Raw genomic sequence first — 21,972 nt, 5'->3', positions numbered from 1 at the left:
ACATCCGGTGGAGAGCGGGGAACCGATTACAGATAGCCCAGGGTAATGGTGGCTTCACCATCAAGTGGGGTATCGTCGGTGATGGCAAGCGTCGCGGTATCCACAACTGCGGCAGAGACAACCAGTGGGAAGACCGCTTCGGTAATGGCCAGCGGATCCACACTGCCAGTGGTGGCGACGCTGTACCAGATAAGATCTCCGGCATCGTTGGTTACTGCTCCCGTCGTTGATTTCTTCCAGGCTTGCGTTAGCGTGCCGTTACCTTCAACCATATCCGCGGCCACGCCGTTGGCCTTCAGGTTCGGCAGGTCAACATAGAGAGCCCAGCCACCAATCTTGACGTTCCCGGCCGTTTTGCCGAGGCCATTTGTTCGTGTAGATGCGTTTGTAGACGCTCCCGCGACATCTGCATTGGCCACTTCTATACCAAACGCGCGGGTACCAGGACGGTTTTCCGAAAGGCGCCAGGCCATTTTGGTGGCCGCTGTGCAGCTAAGAGTCAGCGTGATATTCTTCTGCCCTAACTGGTTGGTTGCGGTGGCGCTCAGGTTGCCGAGGTAAATCTTCCCATAGTCGGCCACCCCCGCATCGCTCATGGTGGGCGTACAGGCGGCATTGGTGAGCCTCCCGGCGACTTTCAGAGTGGCGGTATCCGCTGCGTGAGCGGCGGATCCCAGCAGAGCCAGCGATAACGCTGAAAGTAAAAGTGTTTTTTTCATTGTTAATCCTTACAGGTAAAGCAACTAAACGGTGTCTTTGTTTTTCTCTCTTATCCCCGTCATTCTCCAGGTTGCAGGTGCGCAGGCTTACCCGGCCCCTAAAGAGCCGCGGCAAGCGGCGTTCAAAACGCAGAGGCGTTTTGTCCTGCAACTCGAATTATTGAGGGTATATACAGGCCAGCCGCGTATGAAACGTTCGCTGGCCGCCAGGCAACATCTTCAGCAATTGCGCCGGCGGTGGTAGATGCCCGGATTAGAGATATTTCAGCGTGATGGTTGCTTCACCGTCGAGATTGGTGTCATCAGTGATAGCCAGGGTCGTGGTATCCTGAATGGCTGCAGACACCACCAGCGGGAATTGCGCCGATGTGACCGCTAGCGGTTCAGTTGTTCCGGTTGTTGCCAGAGAGAGCATACCGGCATTTTGCATTTTGACCGCACCAGTGGTGGATTTTGACCAGCTTACGGTGGCGACATCGCTGGAGATTAAGTCAGCTGCAGCGGTGTTTGCTTTCACGCCCGTCGTGTCGACATATACCGCCCAGGCACCAATGTTTACCGCACCCGCTTTACCCAGGCCCGCCGTCGTCGTTGCGCCTGTGGCTTCTCCACCTGCTGCGTCCGCGTTTTTCACTGTGATGCCGGTAGCCAGCGTGTCGGCATGGTTATCGGTCAGCGTCCATGCCACTTTGGTGGCGGTGGTGCAGGTAATATTCAGACTGACATTTTTTTTGCCTAACTGGTTGGTAGCGGTGGGGCTCAGATCGCCCAGGTAGATACGGCCATAGTCAGCAACACCGACCTGATCCAGCGCGGGGGTACAGGCGGCGTTGGTCAGTAGACCTTTTACTTTCAGTAAGGTGGTATCTGCGGCGTGGGCGTTGGACATCAGTGTTGCGAGTGATAATGCCGAAATTAAAAATACCTTTTTCATTGCTAATCCTTTATAGAAGATGGATATAAAAAAACATCTCGCTCTTGATAATAAGAGAAAAATTAAAAATATTAATAGCATTCGCTATATGAATGTTTTTTCATGTAACATTATATTTTGGCTGGTGTGTAAAATATATGTAATTTTTCTTAACGGCCTTTCAATTATAGCTAATAAATAGTGGAGTGACGTGGCGATTATTTAAATATAAATTTATTCTCATTAAGGTTCTTTTTATTTTTCCTGTAAATAGGTAGGTCAATGATTTTCGGATTAAGATCGAAAATTAAGAAAATATTAATATACGCGCTGGAACAGTAAGAAACATGCAGGTCCGGTGTATGATAAGCTATTTGCTGATTCAGACTCATTGGGAGAGTTGCGATGCTGGGTTGGGTAATTACCTGTCATGACGATAAGGCACAGGATATGCTGCATCGTCTGGAAACAAAACACGGTCCTTTGGTCCAGTGTCAGGCGGTAAGTTTTTGGCGAGGGCTCAGCTCGAACATGCTAAGTCGCATGATGTGCCATGCCCTGCATGCTACAGACTCGGGCGAGGGCGTGATATTCCTGACCGATATGGCCGGGGCTGCGCCTTACCGTGTGGCTTCGTTAATGAGCCATAAACACCCCCAGTGTGAAGTGATTTCAGGTATCACTTATCCATTACTTGAGCGAATGCTGTCGTCGCGGGAATCGATGAGCAGTGCTGCGTTTCGCGACAGCATCGTCGCGCTTGGCGGGCCTGAAGTCTCCAGTCTCTGGCATCAGCAACAAAAAAATCCCCCCTTCGTGTTGAAGCATGATTTGTATGAGTATTAATCATTGGTATTGATGGCGTTTTTGCTACAATAGCCGGGGTTTCTCGCCTCGGTTATCTCATATGGTTATGCGCGTTCTGCTTATTTTATTGCTCCTGTTTTCTGGCAGCGTCACTGCGGCTTTGCCTGCTCGCTATATGCAAACCACCGAAGCCGCCGCCGTATGGGCGCAGATTGGCAATAAAATGGTGACGGTCGGGAATATTCGCGCCGGGCAGATCCTCGCCGTTGAGCCCATCGCGGCAGACTATTACGAATTTGCCTTTGGTTTTGGCACCGGGTTTATTGATAAGGGGCACCTGGAGCCCGTTCAGGGGCGGCAGAAAGTCGATGATGGCCTGGGCGATCTCAATAAACCGCTGAGTAATCAAAGTCTGATAACCTGGAAAGACACATCGGTTTATAACGCTCCGGATGTCGGTAGCGCCCCATTTGGGGTGCTGGCTGATAATCTGCGTTATCCGATTATCAGCAAGCTTAAAGACCGACTCAACCAGACCTGGTACCAGATCCGCATTGGTGGCCGACTGGCCTATGTTAGCGCGCTGGATGCGCAGGAAGACAACGGTATTCCGGTGCTAACTTACCATCATATTCTGCGCGATGAAGAGAATACCCGCTTTCGCCATACCTCCACCACAACCTCCGTACGCGCGTTCAGCAACCAGATGGCCTGGCTCCAGGATCGTGGCTACACCACGTTGACGATGTATCAACTGGAAGGCTACGTGCAGAATAAAATGAATCTCCCGGCGCGGGCGGTGGTGCTGACCTTTGATGATGGTCTCAAGTCGGTGAGCCGTTATGCTTACCCCATTTTGAAGCAGTACGGTATGAAGGCCACGGCGTTTATCATCTCCTCACGCATCAAGCGCCACCCGCAGAAGTGGGATCCGAAATCGCTGCAGTTTATGAGCCTCTCTGAACTGAACGAGATCCGGGATGTGTTCGACTTCCAGTCGCATACCCATTTTTTACATCGGGTTGATGCGAATCACCGACCGATCCTGCTGAGTCGCAGCTATCACAATATTCTGTTCGATTTCGCCCGTTCGCGCCGGGCGTTGTCCCAGTTTAATCCTCACGTCCTGTATCTTTCGTATCCGTTTGGCGGTTATAACGCCACGGCGGTAAAAGCCGCAGGCGACGCAGGATTCCATATGGCGGTCACTACGGTGAGAGGGAAGGTTAAGCCGGGAGATAATCCGTTCTTATTGAAAAGACTTTATATTTTAAGAACGGATTCGCTGGAGACAATGTCGCGGCTGATAAGCAACCAGCCGCAGGGGTAATGGCTGTCAGGCAACCTGTACCGGAATGGCTTTCGCGGTGCGCTTCATTTCGTTGTCGCCTTCAAAGTAGGCTACTTTCGGACGCCAGGTACGGGCTTCTTCATCAGACATGGTGACGAAGCTGGCAATAATCACAATGTCGCCAACCTCGGCGCAATGCGCTGCCGCACCGTTCACTGAGATAATTCTGGAGCCGCGTTCAGCCGCAATCGCGTAGGTGGAGAAACGTTTCCCGTTGGTCACGTTCCAGATATCAATCGCTTCGTTTTCCAGAATACCAGAGGCGTCAAGAAAATCCTGGTCAATGGCGCAGGAGCCTTCATAGTGCAGGTCTGCCTGCGTGACTTTTACACGGTGGAGCTTGCCTTGCAGCATGGTGCGAATCATAACTTCTATACCCTGTCGTTTATCTTGGCTAAGCAGGCGCAATTGACCTGCTTTGAGAATTTTCAGGCAGTATTGCCTGATTTTTAACCCCTGTCTACTGGGCTAATGTAACGCTTTGATTATCGATAAGACGCGCCTGACCCAGCCAGGCGGCGACCAGAATCACTGCGCGTTTGCTGGTTTCAGTCAACTCCAACAGTGTGTCGGCATCACGGATCTGAATGTCGTCGGCGCGGAAGCCTTTTTCATTCAGTTCGTGCTCAGCAATGGCGACAATCTCTTCCAGATCGCGCTCACCAGCCTGTAATTTTTCACCGATATGGCTCATTACTTTGTATAAACCAGGGGCGATTTTACGCTGCTCTGCCGTGAGATAGCCGTTACGTGAGCTGAGGGCTAAGCCGTCTTTGGCGCGAATAATGGGTACGCCGACGATCTCAATGTCATAACCCATATCCGCTACCATTTTGCGGATCAACGCCAGTTGCTGGAAATCTTTCTCGCCAAAGCAGGCGATATCTGGCTGGATCAGGTTAAACAGCTTGCTGACGATAGTGGAAACACCGCGGAAGTGACCCGGACGGCTGGCGCCTTCCAGCATAGTAGACAGTCCAGGAACATCTACATAGGTATGGCCTTCTGTGCCCTGCGGGTAGATTTCTTTCTCTGACGGTGCAAAGACGACATCGACTTTACGCTTGTTCAGTTTTTCGCAATCTTCCTGCAGCGTGCGTGGATAGCGCGCCAGGTCTTCCAAACGATCAAATTGCATTGGGTTAACGAAAATACTGACGATCACGACATCAGCCTGAGCCTTTGCTTCATCAACCAACTTCATATGGCCGTCGTGTAGGTTCCCCATGGTAGGGACCAGCGCGACGCGTTTGCCTTCCTGACGCAGACGACGAATATGCTGGCGCAGCAATGGCAGAGTTTCAATAATTAACACGTTGACTCCTTAATGGAAACTGTGTTCTTCACCCGGATAGACGCCGGATTCAACCTCAGCAATATACTGCCGTACTGCGGCGCGCATGTCGCCCGCTTCAGCGAGGAAATTTTTGGCAAATTTAGGGATATGGCCGCCGGTAATGCCGAAGGCATCGTGCATGACGAGGATTTGTCCATCAGTGACGTTACCTGCGCCAATACCGATAACCGGAATAGACAGCGCATCTGTGACTCGCCTCGCCAGCTCAACCGGTACGCATTCCAGCACCAGCAACTGAGCGCCAGCGGCTTCCAGCGCCAGCGCATCTTCCAGCAGAACGTCTCCGGCATTGCCGCGGCCCTGAATTTTGTAGCCACCAAAGATATTCACCGACTGCGGGGTTAACCCCAGATGACCGCAAACCGGCACGGCACGTTCGGTGAGCATTTTCACCGTATCAACCAGCCAGGCTCCGCCTTCAATTTTCACCATATTGGCGCCCGCACGCATAACCACCGCGGCGTTTTCAAACGCCTGTTGCGGCGTGGCATAAGCCATAAATGGCAGGTCTGAAAGCAGCAGGCAGTTGGGCGCACCGCGACGCACGGCGCGGGTGTGGTAGGCAATATCTTCAACGGTCACAGGCAGGGTGGAATCATGACCCTGAACGGTCATTCCCAGGGAGTCGCCGACCAGCATCACGTTAATGCCTTCGTCAGCAAACAGTTTGGCAAAACTGTAGTCATAGGCGGTGATGGTGGCGAAGCGTTTCTTTTCCTGTTTGCATTTCTGCAGCAAGGCGATGGTGGTTGGTTTCATCATAACCCCTGTTGGTCATCAATAATCTGAATATAATGGCCGCATTGTAGGGGAAGCGACGATGGAAAGTTAGCCCTTTATGGAGATCTCCCGGCCATAGACAGCCGGGAGTGAGCATTAGTTGTAGTCCATCGTGAAGATACCGGTGGCTTTGAAATTACCCGCGGAAATGGGCTGATTACTGTCTTGCTTCAGCGTTGCCAGGAAATTGAGGGTTTGAGATTGCGCTACGCCCGGCTCATTACCCACAACCGTGCCATCATAGATGTTGTTTTCACCGGTGGTATCGTGCCGATCGCGATACACCGAGTTCTCGTCATTTGGCACCAGAATGGTCTGCGGGCTGTAGTTATTTGCCGCGCCGCTGATTTGCACTCCCACGCCGTCGGCTCGATCGTTGGCTAACGCATTGGCGAGCAGGCTACGGTCTCTAGCCACAGCGCTTGAGGCGAGCGTGACGTTAATATTGTTGAGCCCTCTGCAGCCTGCGAGCTGAATAGCGAAAGGCACTGGTGTTGCGCCTGTGAGAATATCGCGCGGGTTATAGCGCCCCATGTCGACAACGTTGTTTTTGACGCTGGCGCCACTGGCGACCGGTATTGCCGAGCAGGTGGGTTCGCTGATTTTGATTTTGCTGATATCGTAAGTGACAAGGATGGATTTTGAGGCTATACCTGCGCCGGGGTTGTCATTCCAGATACGAAAGTGATAGCTGTTCGTTTTTAGCAGTTCTATAGAGCTTGCGCCAGGGGTATAGGTCTGGTCGGTGTAAAAGGTGAGCGTGCTGTAAAAACCGACGCCGCCTCGGGTGGAGTATTCCACTGTATTTCCGGTATTGGTTCTGTCGCACCAGGTTGAATCCGTGGGGACAGGGATCAGCGCCTGACTCTGATAGCCGCTACGAATATTCAGACTATCGACGCTAAACGTAAATTCTCCTGCGGCGCTCATATTATGTATATTGACCGAGAAATAGAGCCCCTGGATATTGGTTTTAAAGATTTCCACCCCGTTATAGCTGCCAGCGCTTACAAAAGCGGAGTCTATCGAAAATCCATTTCCCGAGCCCTTGTTTGACTGGGTGCAGTACGCACTTTCGGAGCTTTTTCCTGAACCGTGGCTGTTGTCCCATTTCAACGCCACGTTGGCCGGGGCCAGGGTGGCGTTACGGCTAAATACCACCGTGGGGGCGGCATCATAGGTGGTATTAATCGTACCATCTTTTGAGGGACCGTTGCCGACCTGGTAACTGACGCTTTGCTTCTCGCCCAACACATAGGTTTTTTTCGCCTGGCTATCTGTGCTGACGCCAGACAGCAGGCTGGCGAACAGGAGGGCGGTAACGCCTTTCCCGCTGAGTGGGCCGAATAATGTCCTTATCATGTTCAATTCCTTATTCATAATAAACGGAAATCAGCACGCTGCTTTTGACCGGGCCGCCGGTAATCGACTGCGCAGAGACCACTTTCTGCATCCTGGCATAGAAAGTGTACAGACTGTCCTGATAGGTGGCGGCGGTCACGTCATACTGGCTGCGTGGCGTGCCGTCGGGAGCCATCACGTTGACGATATGACTGGGGTCCTGAGTGGAGAAGATCACCACGCCCACGTTTTGTGCGCCCGGTGTGGCGTCGTTGGGGAAAATTTGCGTTGACCCGGTGGCGAAACGCCCGGAAAGCGGCGAAAAGTTGAGGGTGATTTTCGACGGCTCTTTCCCGCTGACCGGCATACAGTTTTTCACGCGGACGTAGAACGTAGCGCCCCCCTGGTAGGGGTCTTCCGGTGTAATGCCGCGCGCGAAATAGTCGATATCTTTGGTGCCTAATGCCACCAGCCCATTGTTATCCAGGGAGATTTCGCAGCTGGTGTTCAGAATATTGGCTCTGATTTCCACCTCGTTATCGGCGTGGGCGAGAGAGGTGAATAACAACAGGCCAATCGCCAGCGTGCGGCCCAATAGTGTGCTCATGGCGTTTTACTCATAGGTGACGGTGAACAGGCCCTGGGTGGAGAATCCCCCGGTGTGTATATCGGCGATAGTGTTGCCATTGGCTATTACGATGCGGGCGCTGAGCGGCCACTTGACGATATTGTCGTCGTGCGCATCAGTGACATTAACTGCTTGTTTAACCGGGTTGTTGCACTGCAGTTGTACGCTGCCGCTGCTGCCCGGTGAGGCGGTGGTCCACACTTCCGCCGAGACGCCAGCGGCATCGTCGCTACCGTTGAGCGCGTTACGAAATCCGTTGCCGCTGCCGGAAAGACCATCGCAACCGGTTCTGGGTGTCAGGGTGACTGAGGCCTGATTCTTCACCAGCCCGGAGCAGTTTTTGAAGGCCAAATAAAAGGTGCGGAAATTGGTTTTATTCACCACCTGCGGAAGATAAATATCGCCGATATTGACCACCGAGTTCACCGTACCGCTGCTGTCGGTGATCGTTGTTTCGCAGGTTGGCTGGAGGAAGGTGGTGGACACCGTCATCTCCAGCGCGTTGATGCCCGCAAACCCAGGAAAGGCGATCAGCAGGGCCGGGAGCGCACCGCAGAGTGAGAAGAGAGATCGCATCAACGTAGCCTCATTGCTATTCATAGGTAAACGTAAACGTCGCCTTGGCCTGAAAATCCCCGCTGGTGGGGGCGATTGATGTACTGCTACGACGGAAAAAGGCGCTGATATCAAAGCCGTTCTCTATCTGGTCGGCGCGCCATAACACTTCTTGTGAACCATCCAGGCGGAAAAGTGCGCCGTCATCGCTGCCTTTGGGCTTAAAGCCAAGCGCAATGTTTTCTGCGCCGCCACTCAGGCTGTTTTGCAGCTTGTAGTCGCTGTTGGACATTCGGTCGGCTGACCATATGGTCATTTTCAGCGTGGTAATATTGTTATTGCACTCTTGCGGCAGAAGTTTGAAGCTGCCTTCGGCCTGTGCTGTGGTATTAACCACTGCCGTCAGCGCCATGGCGGGTATCTTAAGCGAATATTGCGGGTCATTGCCGCTGACCGTGGTGTTCGTCACGCTGCTGACTTTCATGCTGCAGGTGGTTTCCGCTATCACGGCGGTAAAGTCGACGCTCAACCCCTGTTTGCCTGCAAAACAGGCCGGGGAAAACAGCAGGCCGGTGAGGCTCAACGCGGAGATTACGCGGCGTATTTTCATCATCTTTCCTCGTAATCTACTGCATTATGCAGGGAACGGCATTGAACACGAGCGTTTTGCCGCTATTCTGCTCATCTTGCTGCGTCACCCGGTAGTGCAGGCGGCAGCTTTGGGATTGGTTTTTGAGCGTCCAGCGCACCATCAGATCGCCGCTGTCGCCAATGCCGCGTACAAAGGCCTGGCTGCCCTGGCCTACGGTGCCTAATAGTGTCTTTTTCTCGTCGTAAACTTCGGCGGTGAACGGAACCGGTTTATGGTCGCTGCGTACGAGGTTAATAATGGCTGCGCGGCCCTGGTCGGTCTCAAATCGACTCAGTACCACCGCGCCACGGCGTGGAATCACCGTCGAGATGGTGCTTTTCAGTTCGACGTCATTTTCCAACTGGTCAATATCCAGCGAGACCATATTTTCCCGGTACGGGGTCAGCGAACTGCCCACGCCGTAGCCAAAGCGGTCAACCGTACTGTTGCCATAGTCAATTCGCGCCCCTTTGGCGCCAGGCGCTTCTATCAGCACCAGCGTATCGCTATCACCAAAACTCTGGTTGCTGAAGGTCAGGCCACCACGGTGCAAAATAAAGCCGCCGTCGGTGTTAAGGGAATATTGACGCGAGCTATCGTTGCTGGCAGAGGCGGACGCGGCCAGGCTGCCATACCCAGAGTCATAGCTGACGTAAGAGCTGACGGTGGAGAGGTTTTTATCCTCTTTGCGCATGTCATAGGCGGTGCTGACACTGTAGTTCCAGCGGTTGTCGGCACTGTAGCCGCTGGCGCTGGTGTTGAACTGGTTGCTGCCGTTAAAATCGCTGTTTACGCTGCTGTTTAAAGTGTGGAAACCACCGCCGCTGGTTTCTCTACCCAGTAATTTATCCAGTGGAATGGTCAGACTGAGATACACCGAGTCGTCGCGGTTATTATCTTCATCGTAGGTGCGCTGCAGGCTCACGCTATAGCTGGCCCAGCCCCAGTTGTTGCTGTAGCCTGCCGAGAAGCTACTGCGTGAATCATTGGTGACCCAATAATCAGACCAGCTGCCGGTAAGGTATATGGAGCCATAGGTCTCGTCGCCGCTTTGCAGGGTTTGGTTAAGACTGATGGTGAACTGGTTTTTCATCCGCGCGTAGCTATTCATGTTGCGGACTCTATCGCCACTACTGTGGTTCGCATCATCAATCAACGTCAGCGCATCTTTCAGCCCCAGGTACTCTTTCGTGGAGTAGCGGTAGGCCGCGATATTCAGTGAAGTATCGGTCGGTGTGAAAAATTTGTTCCACGATACGCGATAGCTCTGGCCGGAGTAGGTTTGATCCTCCGGGATCCTGGCTTGAGATTGCGTCACGTCAAAGGAGATGGCGCCCGCCGAGGTATTCATCCCCAGGCCGAGCAGCCCGGCGAGATAGCCGTTATCTGTTGCCTGAATGCCGCTATAACCGGTAAACGTGCTGTTGAAGCCGTAATAGAACGTTCCCTGCGCCAGGCCGGGTTTATCTCTCAGACTGTCGTCATTGACTTCGCCTATGCTGACATCCCAACGGCCGACGCCAGGGTGCATCATTTGCACCAGCGATGAGAACGGCTGGCTGAAGGTATGTTTCGTGCCATCGGCCTCGGTGATGGTGACTTCTAAATCCGCGCCGTAGCCGGACGGTGAAAGATCGTCAATGACAAATGGACCAGGCGGGACGGTGGTTTCGTAAATTTTATAGCCGTTCTGGGTGATGGAAACGCGGGCGTTGCTTTTGGCGACGCCGCGTATGGTCGGCGCGAAGCTGGCAAGCTGTGGCGGCAGCATTTGCGACTCGCTGTATAGGCGCGCGCCGCGAATATTCACCGTGTCGAAGGTTTCACCGCTGGTGCCAGACTCGCCGAGAATGAGCTGCGAACGCAGAAAAGCAATGTCCCTCTGGACGTACCGGTTTTGGTACTCAATGCGGCTGTCGCCCTCTTTCTGCCAGGTGTAGTTGCCCTGAGCGCGAAAATGCCATGCGCCAAGGTTGACCCCGCCATTAAAGCCAGCGTATACGCTGTCATCGGTACCTTCATTGTTTTGGTTTTTCCAGGCATTGAGGTTATACGACAGCATGGCGGCCGGGATACCATCGTCCCATAACGAAGGGTCAACGCTGTTGGCAAAACCTTTCTGCACCCACATTTGCGGCACGCCGATATCCAGGCGCTGGTCGCCGCCATCAAAGTGAACGCTTGACTGGTCAATGGCACGCGACAGCTTAAGGCAGCTGTTCGCGCGATCGTCGCGCTTGAGCCATATGGCATCTTCCGGCATATCGTCGGGCAGGCGGACGTGCAACTGGCTGAGTATTTTAGGCGTGATACAGGCTTCGGTTTTGCCGTTCTTGGCGTCAATAAATTCAAGTTTTAGCGTGGTGACCAGCGTGTTATTGACATAGCCGCTGACGTCATAGATCCCGGCAGCAATGGCGTTGCCGTTGGTGTAGCGGCTAAGGTCGACGCTGTTAGAGCCGGGCCCCATGAGAAATGAACTGTCAAATTCGACGTTTTCATTTTCGGCCCATGCGAAGGGGCAAGCCGAATAAACAGCGAACATAATCACGCGGGCCAACAGCGACACAGAGAACTTGTTTGACGACATATTCATCAAGGTGTCCAGAAGCTAAATTTAAAGATCGGCTTTACCGTTGATGGCACCGCCAAAATCGTTAATGGCCATATAATTGACACTGGCTTTACCCGGCATGCTGGTTAAGCCAGGGATCGCAAAGTCCGCTTCGGTTTTCGGTGCGACCATGGATGACGAAGCAACGTATTTTCGGCCATTCACGTTGGTTTCTACTTTATTAAACGAAACAAAATAGCCAGTGGGATTGGTGACGTGCAGTACGGGCTTGCCCGCTTTTTGCTGCAGGCGCCACTGTAATTTATGCGGTGCTTCCGAGGCGTTGCCGTCCAGCCCGCCAGGGCGGTAGAACATTTTAATTCGCGTACGGAATGCCAGCTGCAGAAGATTTTTTTCGTTAACGTCTTCGTCTTTCATTTTGGGCGGCACTTCAAGGACGTTAAACCAATAGATACTTTCCCGATCTTTCGGTAATGCGCGTCCGCCGGTAAAGGTGATTTTCACTGTCTGCCCGCGGCCCGCTTCAATGCGCGACACCGGCGGCGTGGCGTTGAAAGGAAGATTAATCGTGCTTGGGTCGGCGTTTTGATTGCCGTCATCCAGCCAGCTTTGCGTTAATGCCGGGCGCGAACCTTTATTTTCCAGCCGAATAGTGGTGTCTTTTTGGGCTTCGTTGTAAACGATTCGGGTGCCTGACAGAATAATATCGGCCCTCGCCGGGTTAATAGCCGAGGTGGTGGCGAGTAGAGATAATGTAATAAGAGTAGAACGACGCATCCTAGTCATTATTATTCCTCCATGTTTTTGATTAAAAGGGAATAATGGAATCCTTTATTCCCTTATAAAGCGTTAACGATTACTCATAAGTAACCGTATAGGCGGTGTTCGATTTCACGTAGCCTGGCGTTACAGGAACTGCGCTGGCTTGTCTGACGTAGGACACCACAAAGTTAAAGGTGGCGATGCCGCTTTTGAACGACACCTGGTGAGTATCAGCAGGGTTGTTGACTTTCACCTGTTTGTACGCCACGGCAGCGCCAGACGAATCGACCATATGAATTGCCAGGTTAACGCCGCTGGCCGGGCTGATGATGGCATCATCGTTGTTCAGCGTGCCGTTGGCGTTGCTGAAGAACGTGGAGGCCATGCTGATGTTGGCTTTGGTATTCGTCGTGGTAGCGCCGCAGTCTACGGTGATGTAGAACTTCTCAGGCATAACGCCCGGTGTGGTGTCTGCTACGCCGGTGTTGGCAGTGATATCAGCAGTTTTGGCGGTTTTCAGCTGTACCTGGCCGTCCTGGCTGCCGCCGTTTACGTGCGGCGTACAGGTGTTGTCACTCACCAGACCGGCGAAGTCGACCTGACCACCGTCTAATGCTGCAAATGCCGTTGTGGTTGACGCTGCAGACAGCACCAGCGATAAAGCTATTAACTTTAATTTCATGTAGAAATATCCTTGTTAAAAATAATTTCATGTAAAGCAGCGCTCATTATATGGAGCGTCAATGAAATATAAAAATATAACATTTGGATGATTTTATTTTAAATTATTAATCAGGGTGATGATTCTTGTTTATTGCCTCATATATATGCGATATAAAGCCTCGGTGTTTTTATCCTTTATGACACTTTGGATAATTATGCATTATTATTTGGGGGCCATTTTTCGCAATCTTGCTGTTTACACCATTGATTATATGAAATTATTTTGTTTGTGCTTTTTATTATTTTCGCTGTCTATTGTTGCGGCAGGATAAAACCGCATCCGCCTGCTATGTGCTTATTATGCGGTAGCAGGGAAACGAGGAGCTATCCCATTACTGCCGATAGCTCCAGAACCGGGCCTTTACTCGTAGGTCAGAGTATAGGCAGTGTTCGATTTCACGTAACCCGGCGTTACAGGAACTGCGCTGGCCTGTCTGACGTAGGACGCCACAAAGTTAAAGGTGGCGATGCCGCTTTTGAACGACACCTGGTGAGTATCAGCAGGGTTGTTGACTTTCACCTGTTTGTACGCCACGGCAGCGCCAGACGAATCGACCATATGAATTGCCAGGTTAACGCCGCTGGCCGGGCTGATGATGGCATCATCGTTGTTCAGCGTGCCGTTGGCGTTGCTGAAGAACGTGGAGGCCATGCTGAGGTTGGCTTTGGTATTCGTCGTGGTAGCGCCGCAGTCTACGGTGATGTAGAACTTCTCAGGCATAACACCCGGAGTGGTGTCTGCTACGCCGGTGTTGGCAGTGATATCAGCAGTTTTGGCGGTTTTCAGCTGCACCTGGCCGTCCTGGCTGCCGCCGTTTACGTGCGGCGTACAAGTGTTGTCACTGACCAGACCAGCGAAGTCGACCTGACCGCCGTCTAATGCTGCAAGTGCAGAGGAGGAGAGCAGGGCAGCGGAGAAAGCAACCGATAGTGCGATGATTTTTTTCTTCACAAGAATATCCTTATATAAAGTTAATATGTGGCGTAATTTTTTATCTGGTAAATAAAATATGGGTTATATGAAATTAATTCGTGTGAATTAAACCTGAATGTGGTTACTTTGTAAAATCCATGAGTTGAATTTAAAAAGTTTTATCATTCATAAATTGAATATTATTTTTTTACTTTATCTTCTTTGTCTTGAAGAAGATGTCATTGATATGTCTTTTTTACGCTAAACCATAGGTTTTGATTAATTTTTTGAATGAAATGAGCGTTTTTTTGTTTTTTTATTCGTTTTGAGGTGGTTTTAATACATGTCGAAATGGTTATTAAGTATTAGAGGAGTGTCGGTATATTATTTGTTTTAATGATGTAATTGCGTTATTTAGAATTTTTGAATTGTTTTGTTAGAAAGTATAAGGAGATGTGGGTTAAAATTTCAGCTATTATAAAAGGCGTTTCGGTAGATTGATTTAATATTTCTCGATAGATTATATGGTGAAACTCGTCATCTACTCAAAACTCAGGCACGTGTTGTGACGCAAACTGAATGATTCGTGCCTGCTTTATAAGCGCAATATTACCAGCGTTCGGGGCAGGGTGACACGTGACGCAGGCAGATAGCCAGCGGCTGGTTGTCATCGGGGAAGCGTAATTCAGGGGCTATTTCAAACAGTGGCCACAGCATAAATCCACGGTTCTTCATGTCATAATGTGGCACGGTCAGACGGTCGGTATTCATCACTTCATCACCAAACAGCATTATATCAAGGTCCAGCGTACGCGGCCCCCAGCGTTCGGCTTTACGCACGCGTCCCTGCTGTAGCTCAATGCGTTGGGTGTGATTAAGCAGTTCTTCGGGCGCGAGAGTCGTTTCCAGCGCCACGGCGGCGTTCAGGTAGTCTGGCTGATCCTGTGGGCCTAACGGCGGTGTACGGTAAAACGAGGAAACTGCGACGATGCGGCTGTCGGGAATATCGCCTATCGCTTGCACGGCAGCATTAACCTGCTCCAGAGGTGAGGCTAAATTACTGCCGAGCGCAATATAAACGAGGGTCACGAAGAACCTTCACGACGCGGGGCACGTTTACGCGGGCGACGATGTCGACGGCGCTCTGGTTCTTCGTCGAGTTCATTCAGCATGCCTTTTTGTTCCGGCGGCGCGGAAACCTGGAATTCACTCCACCACTGCGCCAGACGCTGCAGCTCTGCGTTGTGTTCCACTTCGGCGCGCAGGGCCAATAGGTCGTAGGCAGCGCGGAATTTTGGATGCTCCATCAGCTTCCAGGCGCGTTTGCCCTGACGGCGGGACATACGTAGTTGTAGCTGCCAGATATCGCGGGTCAACGAGGTCAGGCGCTTAGGAATAGCCAGCGAGCGGCAGGCTTCGTCCAGTACGTCGTTCATCGCCAGCGCGAAAGCGTCGTAGTAGGCCAGACCGCTCTCCTGCGCGATTTTCTGCGCGGCTTCCAGTAACGGATACCAGAACATGGCGGCGAACAGGAACGCCGGGTTAACGCGCATATCATTGTTGATGCGGTTATCGGTATTCTTCAGCACCTGGGCGATGATGCGCTCCATCGGGCTGTCGCCGTCTTCGGTGAAATAGCGCGTAATAGTTGGGAACAACGGCTGGAACAGGCTGTACTCACGCAGTTTTTTATAGGTTTCATACCCATAGCCCGCCTGTAACAGCTTGAGCGCTTCTTCAAACAAGCGCGCGGGAGGAATATCGTTAAGCAGCGTTGCCAGACGCGGGATCGGTTCTGCGGTTTCCGGGCTGATGCGCATGTCGAGCTTGGCGGCAAAGCGTACGGCACGCAGCATACGTACAGGATCTTCACGATAGCGCGTTTCTGGATTACCGATCAGGCGGATGACGCCATCTTCGAGATCCTGCATGCCTCCGACGTAATCACGTACGGTGAAATCGGCCACGCTGTAATACAGGCTGTTAATCGTGAAGTCGCGACGCTGAGCATCTTCCTCGATGGAGCCGAAGATGTTGTCGCGCAGCAGCATACCGTTTTGCCCGCGTTGTGACGTTGTGCGATCGGACTCGCTGCCTTCATGGTGTCCACGAAAGGTCGCGACTTCGATAATTTCCGGGCCAAACATGACATGGGCCAGACGGAATCGACGCCCAACCAGGCGACAGTTACGAAACAGTTTTCGCACCTGATCCGGCGTTGCATTGGTGGTGACATCAAAATCTTTCGGCTTTTTGCCCAGCAAAAGATCACGTACGCCACCGCCTACCAGCCATGCCTCGTATCCGGCCTTATTGAGCCTGTACATTACCTTCAGGGCATTTTCACTGATATCTTTGCGGGAGATAGAGTGCTGCTCACGCGGGATTACCGTCATATGTGGACGGGCGACGGCAAGCTCGGCCTCGCGCTCCTCGCGGCTTAGCACCTTGCGGCAAAAATTAGCGACTCGGGTAAAAATAGTGCACCTCGGTAGTGTCAAACTTCAGTAAAGACAAGTGTTGCTGTGTAAAAATCGCGGCTAATCATAGCTCAGCATGAGGCATTTGAGAATGCCGGATTTATGCTTACCTGTTCTGGTACCCTGGTGAGATCCCAGTTAGCCACGGCAAATTGCAGGAGTTGTGCCACTGACATATCCCGCCAGTCGTTATAACTGGGCTGCCCCAAAAAGCGTAATGCATCAATCAGTACCGGGCGCGGATCGCCATTGGGCAGTGCAGGCGCATGATTCTGCTTGGAAAGTTTAGCGCCTTGTTCATTGAGCGCCAGTGGCAGATGAATATAGTCTGGTGCTTGCCAGCCGAACTGTTGATACAACGAAATCTGCCGTACCGTTGGTTCGATAAGATCGGCACCGCGCACAATCTCCGTCACGCCCTGGAAGTGATCGTCCACCACCACCGCGAGATTATAGGCAAACAGCCCGTCACGCCGATGGATGATAAAATCTTCCCTTGCGAGTTGCGGGTCAGCCTGAATCATACCGCGCAGTTGGTCGGTAAACTGCAGTACCGGGCGGCGCTGCTTAATGCGTACTGCTGCCTGTTCTGGTCCATGACGTCGCTCGCGGCAGTGACCGTCGTATATACCGCCGACGCTTTGAATACGCGCGCGCGTGCAGGTGCAGTAATAGCTCAGATCCTGCTGTTGCAGCCAGGCGAGCGCCTCGCGGTAGGCATCATGACGTTGGGATTGCCATAAAATGTCGCCGTCCCAGTGCAGTCCGTAATGTTCCAGCTGACGCAGAATTGTGTCTGCAGCACCGGGAACTTCACGAGGGGGGTCAATATCTTCAATACGTACGCGCCAGATTCCGCGATGAGCCCGCGCCTGCAGGTAGCTCCCGAGGGCGGCAATCAGTGAACCGAAATGTAGCTCGCCAGAGGGGGAAGGGGCGAAGCGGCCAGTATAGTGTGAATCGCTCATTTTGCGGGCTAACAAATAATAAGGCGGGAGAAGCTCCCGCCTGTAGTCAACGTGGTAAAATGGCCGGAATTAACCTGCCATTTGTTTTTCGCGGATTTCTGCCAGCGTTTTACAGTCGATGCACAGATCGGCTGTTGGACGCGCTTCCAGACGGCGAATACCAATTTCTACGCCGCATGATTCGCAGTAGCCGAAATCTTCATCTTCTACTTTCTTCAGCGTCTTCTCGATCTTTTTGATCAGTTTGCGCTCACGATCACGGTTACGCAGCTCAAGGCTGAATTCTTCTTCCTGCGCGGCACGGTCCACCGGATCAGGGAAGTTAGCCGCTTCGTCTTGCATATGAGATACGGTGCGATCAACTTCATCCCTAAGTTGATTACGCCATGCCTCAAGAATACGCCTGAAGTGCGACAGCTGGGCTTCGTTCATATACTCTTCGCCCGGTTTCTCCTGGTACGGCTCCACCCCAGCGATGGCGAGAATACTCAGGGACGATGTTTTACGGTTTTGCCCTTCTTGCATGTTGCTTCTCCTTAACACGCACTATCGATCCCCATGTTCGGGGAAAAATCAGGTCGCTATAAATAGCAGATGCTTTTCCGGATAGCAATTATCTAAACGTAACACTTGACAACCCTGTGAGGAAAAGCGTATTTGCCCACGCGCCCAGAATACTAATTAACCAAATGTTTACACCATTACAAGGTAATGGGCAATGGCTCTTTAAGAGTCATACCATGGGCAGAAAGTTCCGCTTTATAAACCAGAATTTCTACCCCCTTAAGCTGTGCTTCAACTAATAATTGCGCATATTTAGCATCGATATGACGCGCGGGTGAAAACCGTGTAATGGCTGAATGCAACACCGCAAAAAATATCACGGCACGCTTGCCTTCAGCCGCTACGCTCATCAATTCCCGAAGATGTTTCTGACCTCGTTCAGTAATGGCATCGGGAAAATAACCCTGATCTTTTTCCGCCAACGTGACTGATTTCACTTCAATATAGCAGTCAGGTCGGGAATCCGCCTGTAACAAAAAGTCGATGCGACTCCCTTCGGTGCCGTATTTTACTTCACTTTTCAAGGTGCTGTAGCCTGAAACTTCTGAAATGAGCTCATTCTCAATAGCTTCTTTCGTTAATTTGTTGGCCCACAGCGTGTTAACACAAATAAAAGCGCCCTTTTGCGTTTGTGTTAATTCCCAGGTATGGGGATATTTCCGTTTAGTATTTTCTGATGTCGAATACCAGACTGTGTCACCCGGCGTTGCACATCCGGTCATCGCTCCCGTATTGGGGCAGTGTAATGTTAGCGCTGTGCCATCCGGTGTAATCACATCCGCTAAAAAACGCTTATAGCGCAGGATGAGCGTGGCAGGTTGTAAAGGTGGAGAAAATTGCATGAACAGTCCCTTTGATTATTCAGTCAGCATCCAGCGTTGCAGTGGCGTGTAACGCGTGCGTCCCCGCGATAGTGAAGAGGAATACAGCGCAAACTCCGTGACCGGAAATGACCAGCCAAAGCCAGGTGCGGGGAGAGATACCGCATGACCCGCATCGCGCAGCAGTGTGATATGTGGATGAAACGGCTGTGGGCTTTGGTAGCACCCGCTTCGTGCGGCCTGCGCCCGCAGCATATTCGCCAGTTGCAGCAGGCCGCGCGGCGGCTGACGCATTCCCAGCCACACAACCCGCGAGCGCAGCCATTGTCCGGCATCATCAAGTTTGAGGGTAAAACCCGGCTGGCGAATACGTCCGGCAAGCTGTGACAGCGCCTGCTGTTTCTCCGCGCTGACGTCGCCTAAAAAGGCCAGCGTCAGATGCAGATTATCAGCGGCGACGGGACGACCCGCTTCAGCGGGAAACTGCGCGGCCCGCCAGTGGATGAGCTGCTCCCGAACCTCGCCTGGCAATTCAATCGCAAAGAACAGCCTTTTTGGCTCAGTCATGATGGATACTCGGTTATGAATTAACGCGATGCTACAATGCAGCGCGAAGAATGTTAACCCTCTGGAGCCATTTGTGACGTCGTTGCCCGTTGCCGCCGTAGTGCCTGAACTGCTTACCGCCCTTGATGCCTCGTTGCAGGTTTTGCTGACGGCGCCGACTGGTGCCGGGAAATCGACCTGGCTGCCGTTGCGACTTCTTGAGCACCGCGGCATCAAGGGGCGCATTATTTTGCTGGAGCCTCGGCGTCTGGCTGCGCGTAATGTGGCGCAACGATTAGCGGAATTGCTGAATGAAAAGCCTGGTGAGACTGTCGGCTACCGGATGCGTGCGCAAAGTTGCGTAGGGCCGCAGACCCGCCTTGAGGTGGTGACGGAAGGTGTCCTGACGCGCATGATCCAGCGCGATCCTGAGTTGTCGGGCGTTGGGCTGGTGATCCTCGACGAATTTCACGAGCGGAGTTTGCAAGCTGACCTGGCGCTGGCGCTGTTACTGGATGTGCAGCAAGGGCTGCGCGACGACCTGAAGCTGTTGATCATGTCCGCCACTCTGGATAATGGGCGTTTGCAGCAGATGTTACCCGATGCGCCGACGATTGTCTCTGAAGGCCGGGCATTTCCTGTTGAACGGCGGTATCAGCCGTTGGCGGCACACCTGCGTTTTGATGAAGCGGTAGCGATAGCTGCGGCAGAATTCTTGCGCCATGAAAGCGGGTCGCTGCTGCTGTTTTTACCGGGCGTGGGGGAAATCCTGCGCGTGCAGGAACAGCTGACATCACGTGTGGGCAGTGATGTGCTGCTATGTCCACTGTACGGCGCATTGACGCTTGCCGAGCAGCGTCAGGCGATTTTGCCCGCGCCGCAAGGTAAGCGCAAAGTGGTGCTGGCGACCAATATTGCCGAAACCAGCTTAACGATTGAAGGCATCCGGTTGGTGGTCGACTGCGCCCAGGAGCGAGTGGCGCGCTATGACGCGCGCACCGGTTTAACGCGGTTGATTACCCAGCGCATTAGCCAGGCATCGATGACCCAGCGAGCCGGGCGTGCAGGTCGTCTGGAGCCCGGTATCTGTCTGCATCTGCTTGCCAAAGAGCAGGCCGAAAGAGCGGCGGCGCAGGGAGAACCCGAGATATTACAGAGCGATCTGTCCGGACTGTTGATGGAACTGCTGCAATGGGGATGCACCGATCCTGCGCAGTTGAACTGGCTGGATACGCCGCCAGCTATCAACCTGCAGGCAGCAAAACGGCTGTTGCAGATGCTGGGCGCGCTTGAGGGCGACAGACTCAGCGTCACGGGGCAAAAAATGGCGGCGTTGGGTAACGATCCCCGTTTAGCGGCTATGCTGGTTAGCACCAACAGTGACGATGAAGCGGCATCGGCGGCAAAACTGGCAGCAATTCTGGAAGAGCCGCCGCGCGGTGGCAGTAGCGATTTGGCTGTTGTATTTTCACGAAATCAGCCCGTCTGGCAGCAGCGTAGTCAACAATTACTGAAACGGCTTAACGTTCGCAGCGGGCAGCCAGACAGCGCGCTGCTCCCCTCGTTGCTGGCGCAGGCGTTTGCCGATCGGATCGCGCGTCGACGTGGACAAGAAGGACGCTATCAACTGGCCAACGGCATGGGGGCAATGCTGGATGCCGATGACGCTCTTGGACGCCATGAATGGTTGATTGCGCCGTTGTTATTGCAAGGCAGCGCGTCACCAGATGCGCGTATTTTACTGGCCTTGCCGCTGGATATTGAAGTGTTGATGCAGAGGTGTCCTGAACTGCTGCAACAGTCCGACACCATCGAATGGGATGAAGCCCAGGGAACGTTAAAAGCACTGCGCCGTACGCGGATAGGCCAGTTGACGCTAAAAGTGCAGCCACTGGCCAAGCCCTCGGAAGAGGAGTTGCATCAGGCGATGCTGAATGGTATTCGCGATAAAGGGCTAAGTGTGCTCAACTGGACACCGGAGGCCGAGCAGTTTCGGCTGCGTTTGCAATGTGCGGCAATCTGGTTGCCGGAGTACGACTGGCCCGCGGTAGATGAGGATTCTCTGTTGAAGACGCTGGAGCGTTGGCTGCTGCCACACATGAGCGGTGTGCACTCTTTACGAGCGTTAAAAGCACTCAATGTGGGTCAGGCATTGCGAGGTTTGCTGGACTGGTCAATGCTGCAACGTCTGGATAGTGAACTGCCAGCGCATTACACTGTGCCAACGGGAAGCCGGATTGCCATTCGCTATCATGAGGATAATCCTCCTGTATTGGCCGTTCGGATGCAGGAAATGTTTGGTGAAGCAAACACTCCGACTATCGCCCAGGGACGCGTGCCGCTGGTGCTGGAGCTGTTGTCTCCGGCCCAAAGACCGCTACAGGTGACGAGCGATCTAAGCGCGTTCTGGCAGGGATCGTACCGCGAGGTGCAAAAAGAGATGAAAGGGCGTTATCCCAAACATGTCTGGCCGGACGATCCGGCGAATACCGCGCCAACGCGGCGCACCAAAAAGTATTCATAATTTGAGAGATTTCT

22 protein-coding genes are annotated in these 21,972 nt (G+C 52.7%); 3 read left to right on the top strand and 19 right to left on the bottom strand.

Annotated features, from left to right (window positions below):
* Positions 1-26: 26 nt before the first annotated feature.
* Together NMD08_RS21375 and NMD08_RS21370 are read right to left on the bottom strand one after the other, a co-directional pair.
* The gene (locus tag NMD08_RS21375) at positions 27-719 is read right to left on the bottom strand and encodes a DUF1120 domain-containing protein (protein ID WP_278238256.1); all 693 of its coding nucleotides are present in this window, start codon (positions 717-719) and stop codon (positions 27-29) included.
* 253 nt (positions 720-972) lie between these two features.
* On the bottom strand, positions 973-1,653 hold the full coding sequence (locus NMD08_RS21370) for a DUF1120 domain-containing protein (RefSeq protein ID WP_370619008.1): 681 nt from the start codon (positions 1,651-1,653) through the stop codon (positions 973-975).
* Positions 1,654-2,037: 384 nt separating this feature from the next.
* Here NMD08_RS21370 and NMD08_RS21365 point away from each other — a divergent pair, with 384 nt between their 5' ends.
* Together NMD08_RS21365 and NMD08_RS21360 are read left to right on the top strand one after the other, a co-directional pair.
* On the top strand, positions 2,038-2,478 hold the full coding sequence (locus tag NMD08_RS21365) for a PTS sugar transporter subunit IIA (protein WP_187253734.1): 441 nt from the start codon (positions 2,038-2,040) through the stop codon (positions 2,476-2,478).
* A 61-nt stretch (positions 2,479-2,539) separates the two neighbouring features.
* Entirely contained in the window at positions 2,540-3,769 is a 1,230-nt protein-coding gene (locus tag NMD08_RS21360) for a polysaccharide deacetylase family protein (protein ID WP_278238255.1), read from the top strand.
* 6 nt (positions 3,770-3,775) lie between these two features.
* Here the strand turns inward: NMD08_RS21360 and panD are convergent, their stop codons facing one another.
* From panD to thpR, 17 genes are all read right to left on the bottom strand, one after another.
* Positions 3,776-4,156: an aspartate 1-decarboxylase gene (gene panD / locus NMD08_RS21355; protein ID WP_000621526.1), complete on the bottom strand. Its 381-nt coding sequence runs from the start codon at positions 4,154-4,156 to the stop codon at positions 3,776-3,778.
* Between the two features lie 94 nt (positions 4,157-4,250).
* Positions 4,251-5,105 (bottom strand): pantoate--beta-alanine ligase, encoded by an 855-nt coding sequence (gene panC, locus NMD08_RS21350; RefSeq protein ID WP_370619006.1) that lies wholly within the window; start codon positions 5,103-5,105, stop codon positions 4,251-4,253.
* Positions 5,106-5,114: 9 nt separating this feature from the next.
* Entirely contained in the window at positions 5,115-5,906 is a 792-nt protein-coding gene (panB, locus tag NMD08_RS21345) for a 3-methyl-2-oxobutanoate hydroxymethyltransferase (protein WP_210904657.1), read from the bottom strand.
* A 117-nt stretch (positions 5,907-6,023) separates the two neighbouring features.
* A complete protein-coding gene (locus tag NMD08_RS21340; protein ID WP_370619004.1) occupies positions 6,024-7,289 on the bottom strand; it encodes a fimbrial protein in 1,266 nt (421 codons plus the stop codon).
* Between the two features lie 10 nt (positions 7,290-7,299).
* Positions 7,300-7,875, bottom strand: coding sequence for a fimbrial-like protein (locus NMD08_RS21335; RefSeq protein ID WP_370619002.1), 576 nt, complete (start codon positions 7,873-7,875; stop codon positions 7,300-7,302).
* A gap of 6 nt (positions 7,876-7,881) precedes the next feature.
* Entirely contained in the window at positions 7,882-8,472 is a 591-nt protein-coding gene (locus NMD08_RS21330) for a fimbrial protein (protein WP_247604920.1), read from the bottom strand.
* Between the two features lie 16 nt (positions 8,473-8,488).
* Positions 8,489-9,064, bottom strand: a complete 576-nt coding sequence (locus tag NMD08_RS21325) for a fimbrial protein (RefSeq protein WP_370618999.1) — start codon at positions 9,062-9,064, stop codon at positions 8,489-8,491.
* Positions 9,065-9,077: 13 nt separating this feature from the next.
* The gene (locus NMD08_RS21320) at positions 9,078-11,678 is read right to left on the bottom strand and encodes an outer membrane usher protein (RefSeq protein WP_370618997.1); all 2,601 of its coding nucleotides are present in this window, start codon (positions 11,676-11,678) and stop codon (positions 9,078-9,080) included.
* A 21-nt stretch (positions 11,679-11,699) separates the two neighbouring features.
* Entirely contained in the window at positions 11,700-12,443 is a 744-nt protein-coding gene (locus NMD08_RS21315) for a fimbrial chaperone (RefSeq protein WP_187259087.1), read from the bottom strand.
* A gap of 70 nt (positions 12,444-12,513) precedes the next feature.
* Positions 12,514-13,101 carry a fimbrial protein gene (locus NMD08_RS21310; protein WP_187259086.1) on the bottom strand — a complete coding sequence of 196 codons (588 nt, stop codon included), beginning with the start codon at positions 13,099-13,101 and terminating at the stop codon, positions 12,514-12,516.
* Between the two features lie 402 nt (positions 13,102-13,503).
* On the bottom strand, positions 13,504-14,094 hold the full coding sequence (locus tag NMD08_RS21305; RefSeq protein ID WP_370618995.1) for a fimbrial protein: 591 nt from the start codon (positions 14,092-14,094) through the stop codon (positions 13,504-13,506).
* Positions 14,095-14,664: 570 nt separating this feature from the next.
* Positions 14,665-15,144 (bottom strand): 2-amino-4-hydroxy-6-hydroxymethyldihydropteridine diphosphokinase, encoded by a 480-nt coding sequence (gene folK, locus NMD08_RS21300; RefSeq protein ID WP_210904452.1) that lies wholly within the window; start codon positions 15,142-15,144, stop codon positions 14,665-14,667.
* Positions 15,141-16,535 carry a polynucleotide adenylyltransferase PcnB gene (pcnB, locus tag NMD08_RS21295; protein ID WP_210904658.1) on the bottom strand — a complete coding sequence of 465 codons (1,395 nt, stop codon included), beginning with the start codon at positions 16,533-16,535 and terminating at the stop codon, positions 15,141-15,143. Before pcnB ends, folK begins: the two co-directional genes overlap by 4 nt.
* A 71-nt stretch (positions 16,536-16,606) precedes the next feature.
* Positions 16,607-17,503, bottom strand: a complete 897-nt coding sequence (gene gluQRS / locus NMD08_RS21290; protein ID WP_370618993.1) for a tRNA glutamyl-Q(34) synthetase GluQRS — start codon at positions 17,501-17,503, stop codon at positions 16,607-16,609.
* Positions 17,504-17,572: 69 nt separating this feature from the next.
* The gene (dksA, locus tag NMD08_RS21285; RefSeq protein ID WP_003018625.1) at positions 17,573-18,028 is read right to left on the bottom strand and encodes an RNA polymerase-binding protein DksA; all 456 of its coding nucleotides are present in this window, start codon (positions 18,026-18,028) and stop codon (positions 17,573-17,575) included.
* Between the two features lie 176 nt (positions 18,029-18,204).
* The gene (gene sfsA / locus NMD08_RS21280) at positions 18,205-18,909 is read right to left on the bottom strand and encodes a DNA/RNA nuclease SfsA (protein ID WP_151216775.1); all 705 of its coding nucleotides are present in this window, start codon (positions 18,907-18,909) and stop codon (positions 18,205-18,207) included.
* Between the two features lie 15 nt (positions 18,910-18,924).
* Positions 18,925-19,455, bottom strand: coding sequence for an RNA 2',3'-cyclic phosphodiesterase (thpR, locus tag NMD08_RS21275; RefSeq protein ID WP_187253746.1), 531 nt, complete (start codon positions 19,453-19,455; stop codon positions 18,925-18,927).
* Positions 19,456-19,528: 73 nt separating this feature from the next.
* Here thpR and hrpB point away from each other — a divergent pair, with 73 nt between their 5' ends.
* Complete coding sequence (hrpB, locus tag NMD08_RS21270; RefSeq protein ID WP_370618991.1) at positions 19,529-21,958, top strand: ATP-dependent helicase HrpB; 2,430 nt, start codon at positions 19,529-19,531, stop codon at positions 21,956-21,958.
* The last annotated feature ends 14 nt before the right edge of the window (positions 21,959-21,972 follow it).

It is taken from the genome of Citrobacter meridianamericanus, from assembly GCF_041320245.1.
GTDB classification, from domain to species: domain Bacteria; phylum Pseudomonadota; class Gammaproteobacteria; order Enterobacterales; family Enterobacteriaceae; genus Citrobacter; species Citrobacter meridianamericanus.
The sequence above is the reverse complement of the archived record's forward strand: the minus strand, read 5'-3'. Positions and strand labels throughout refer to the sequence as shown.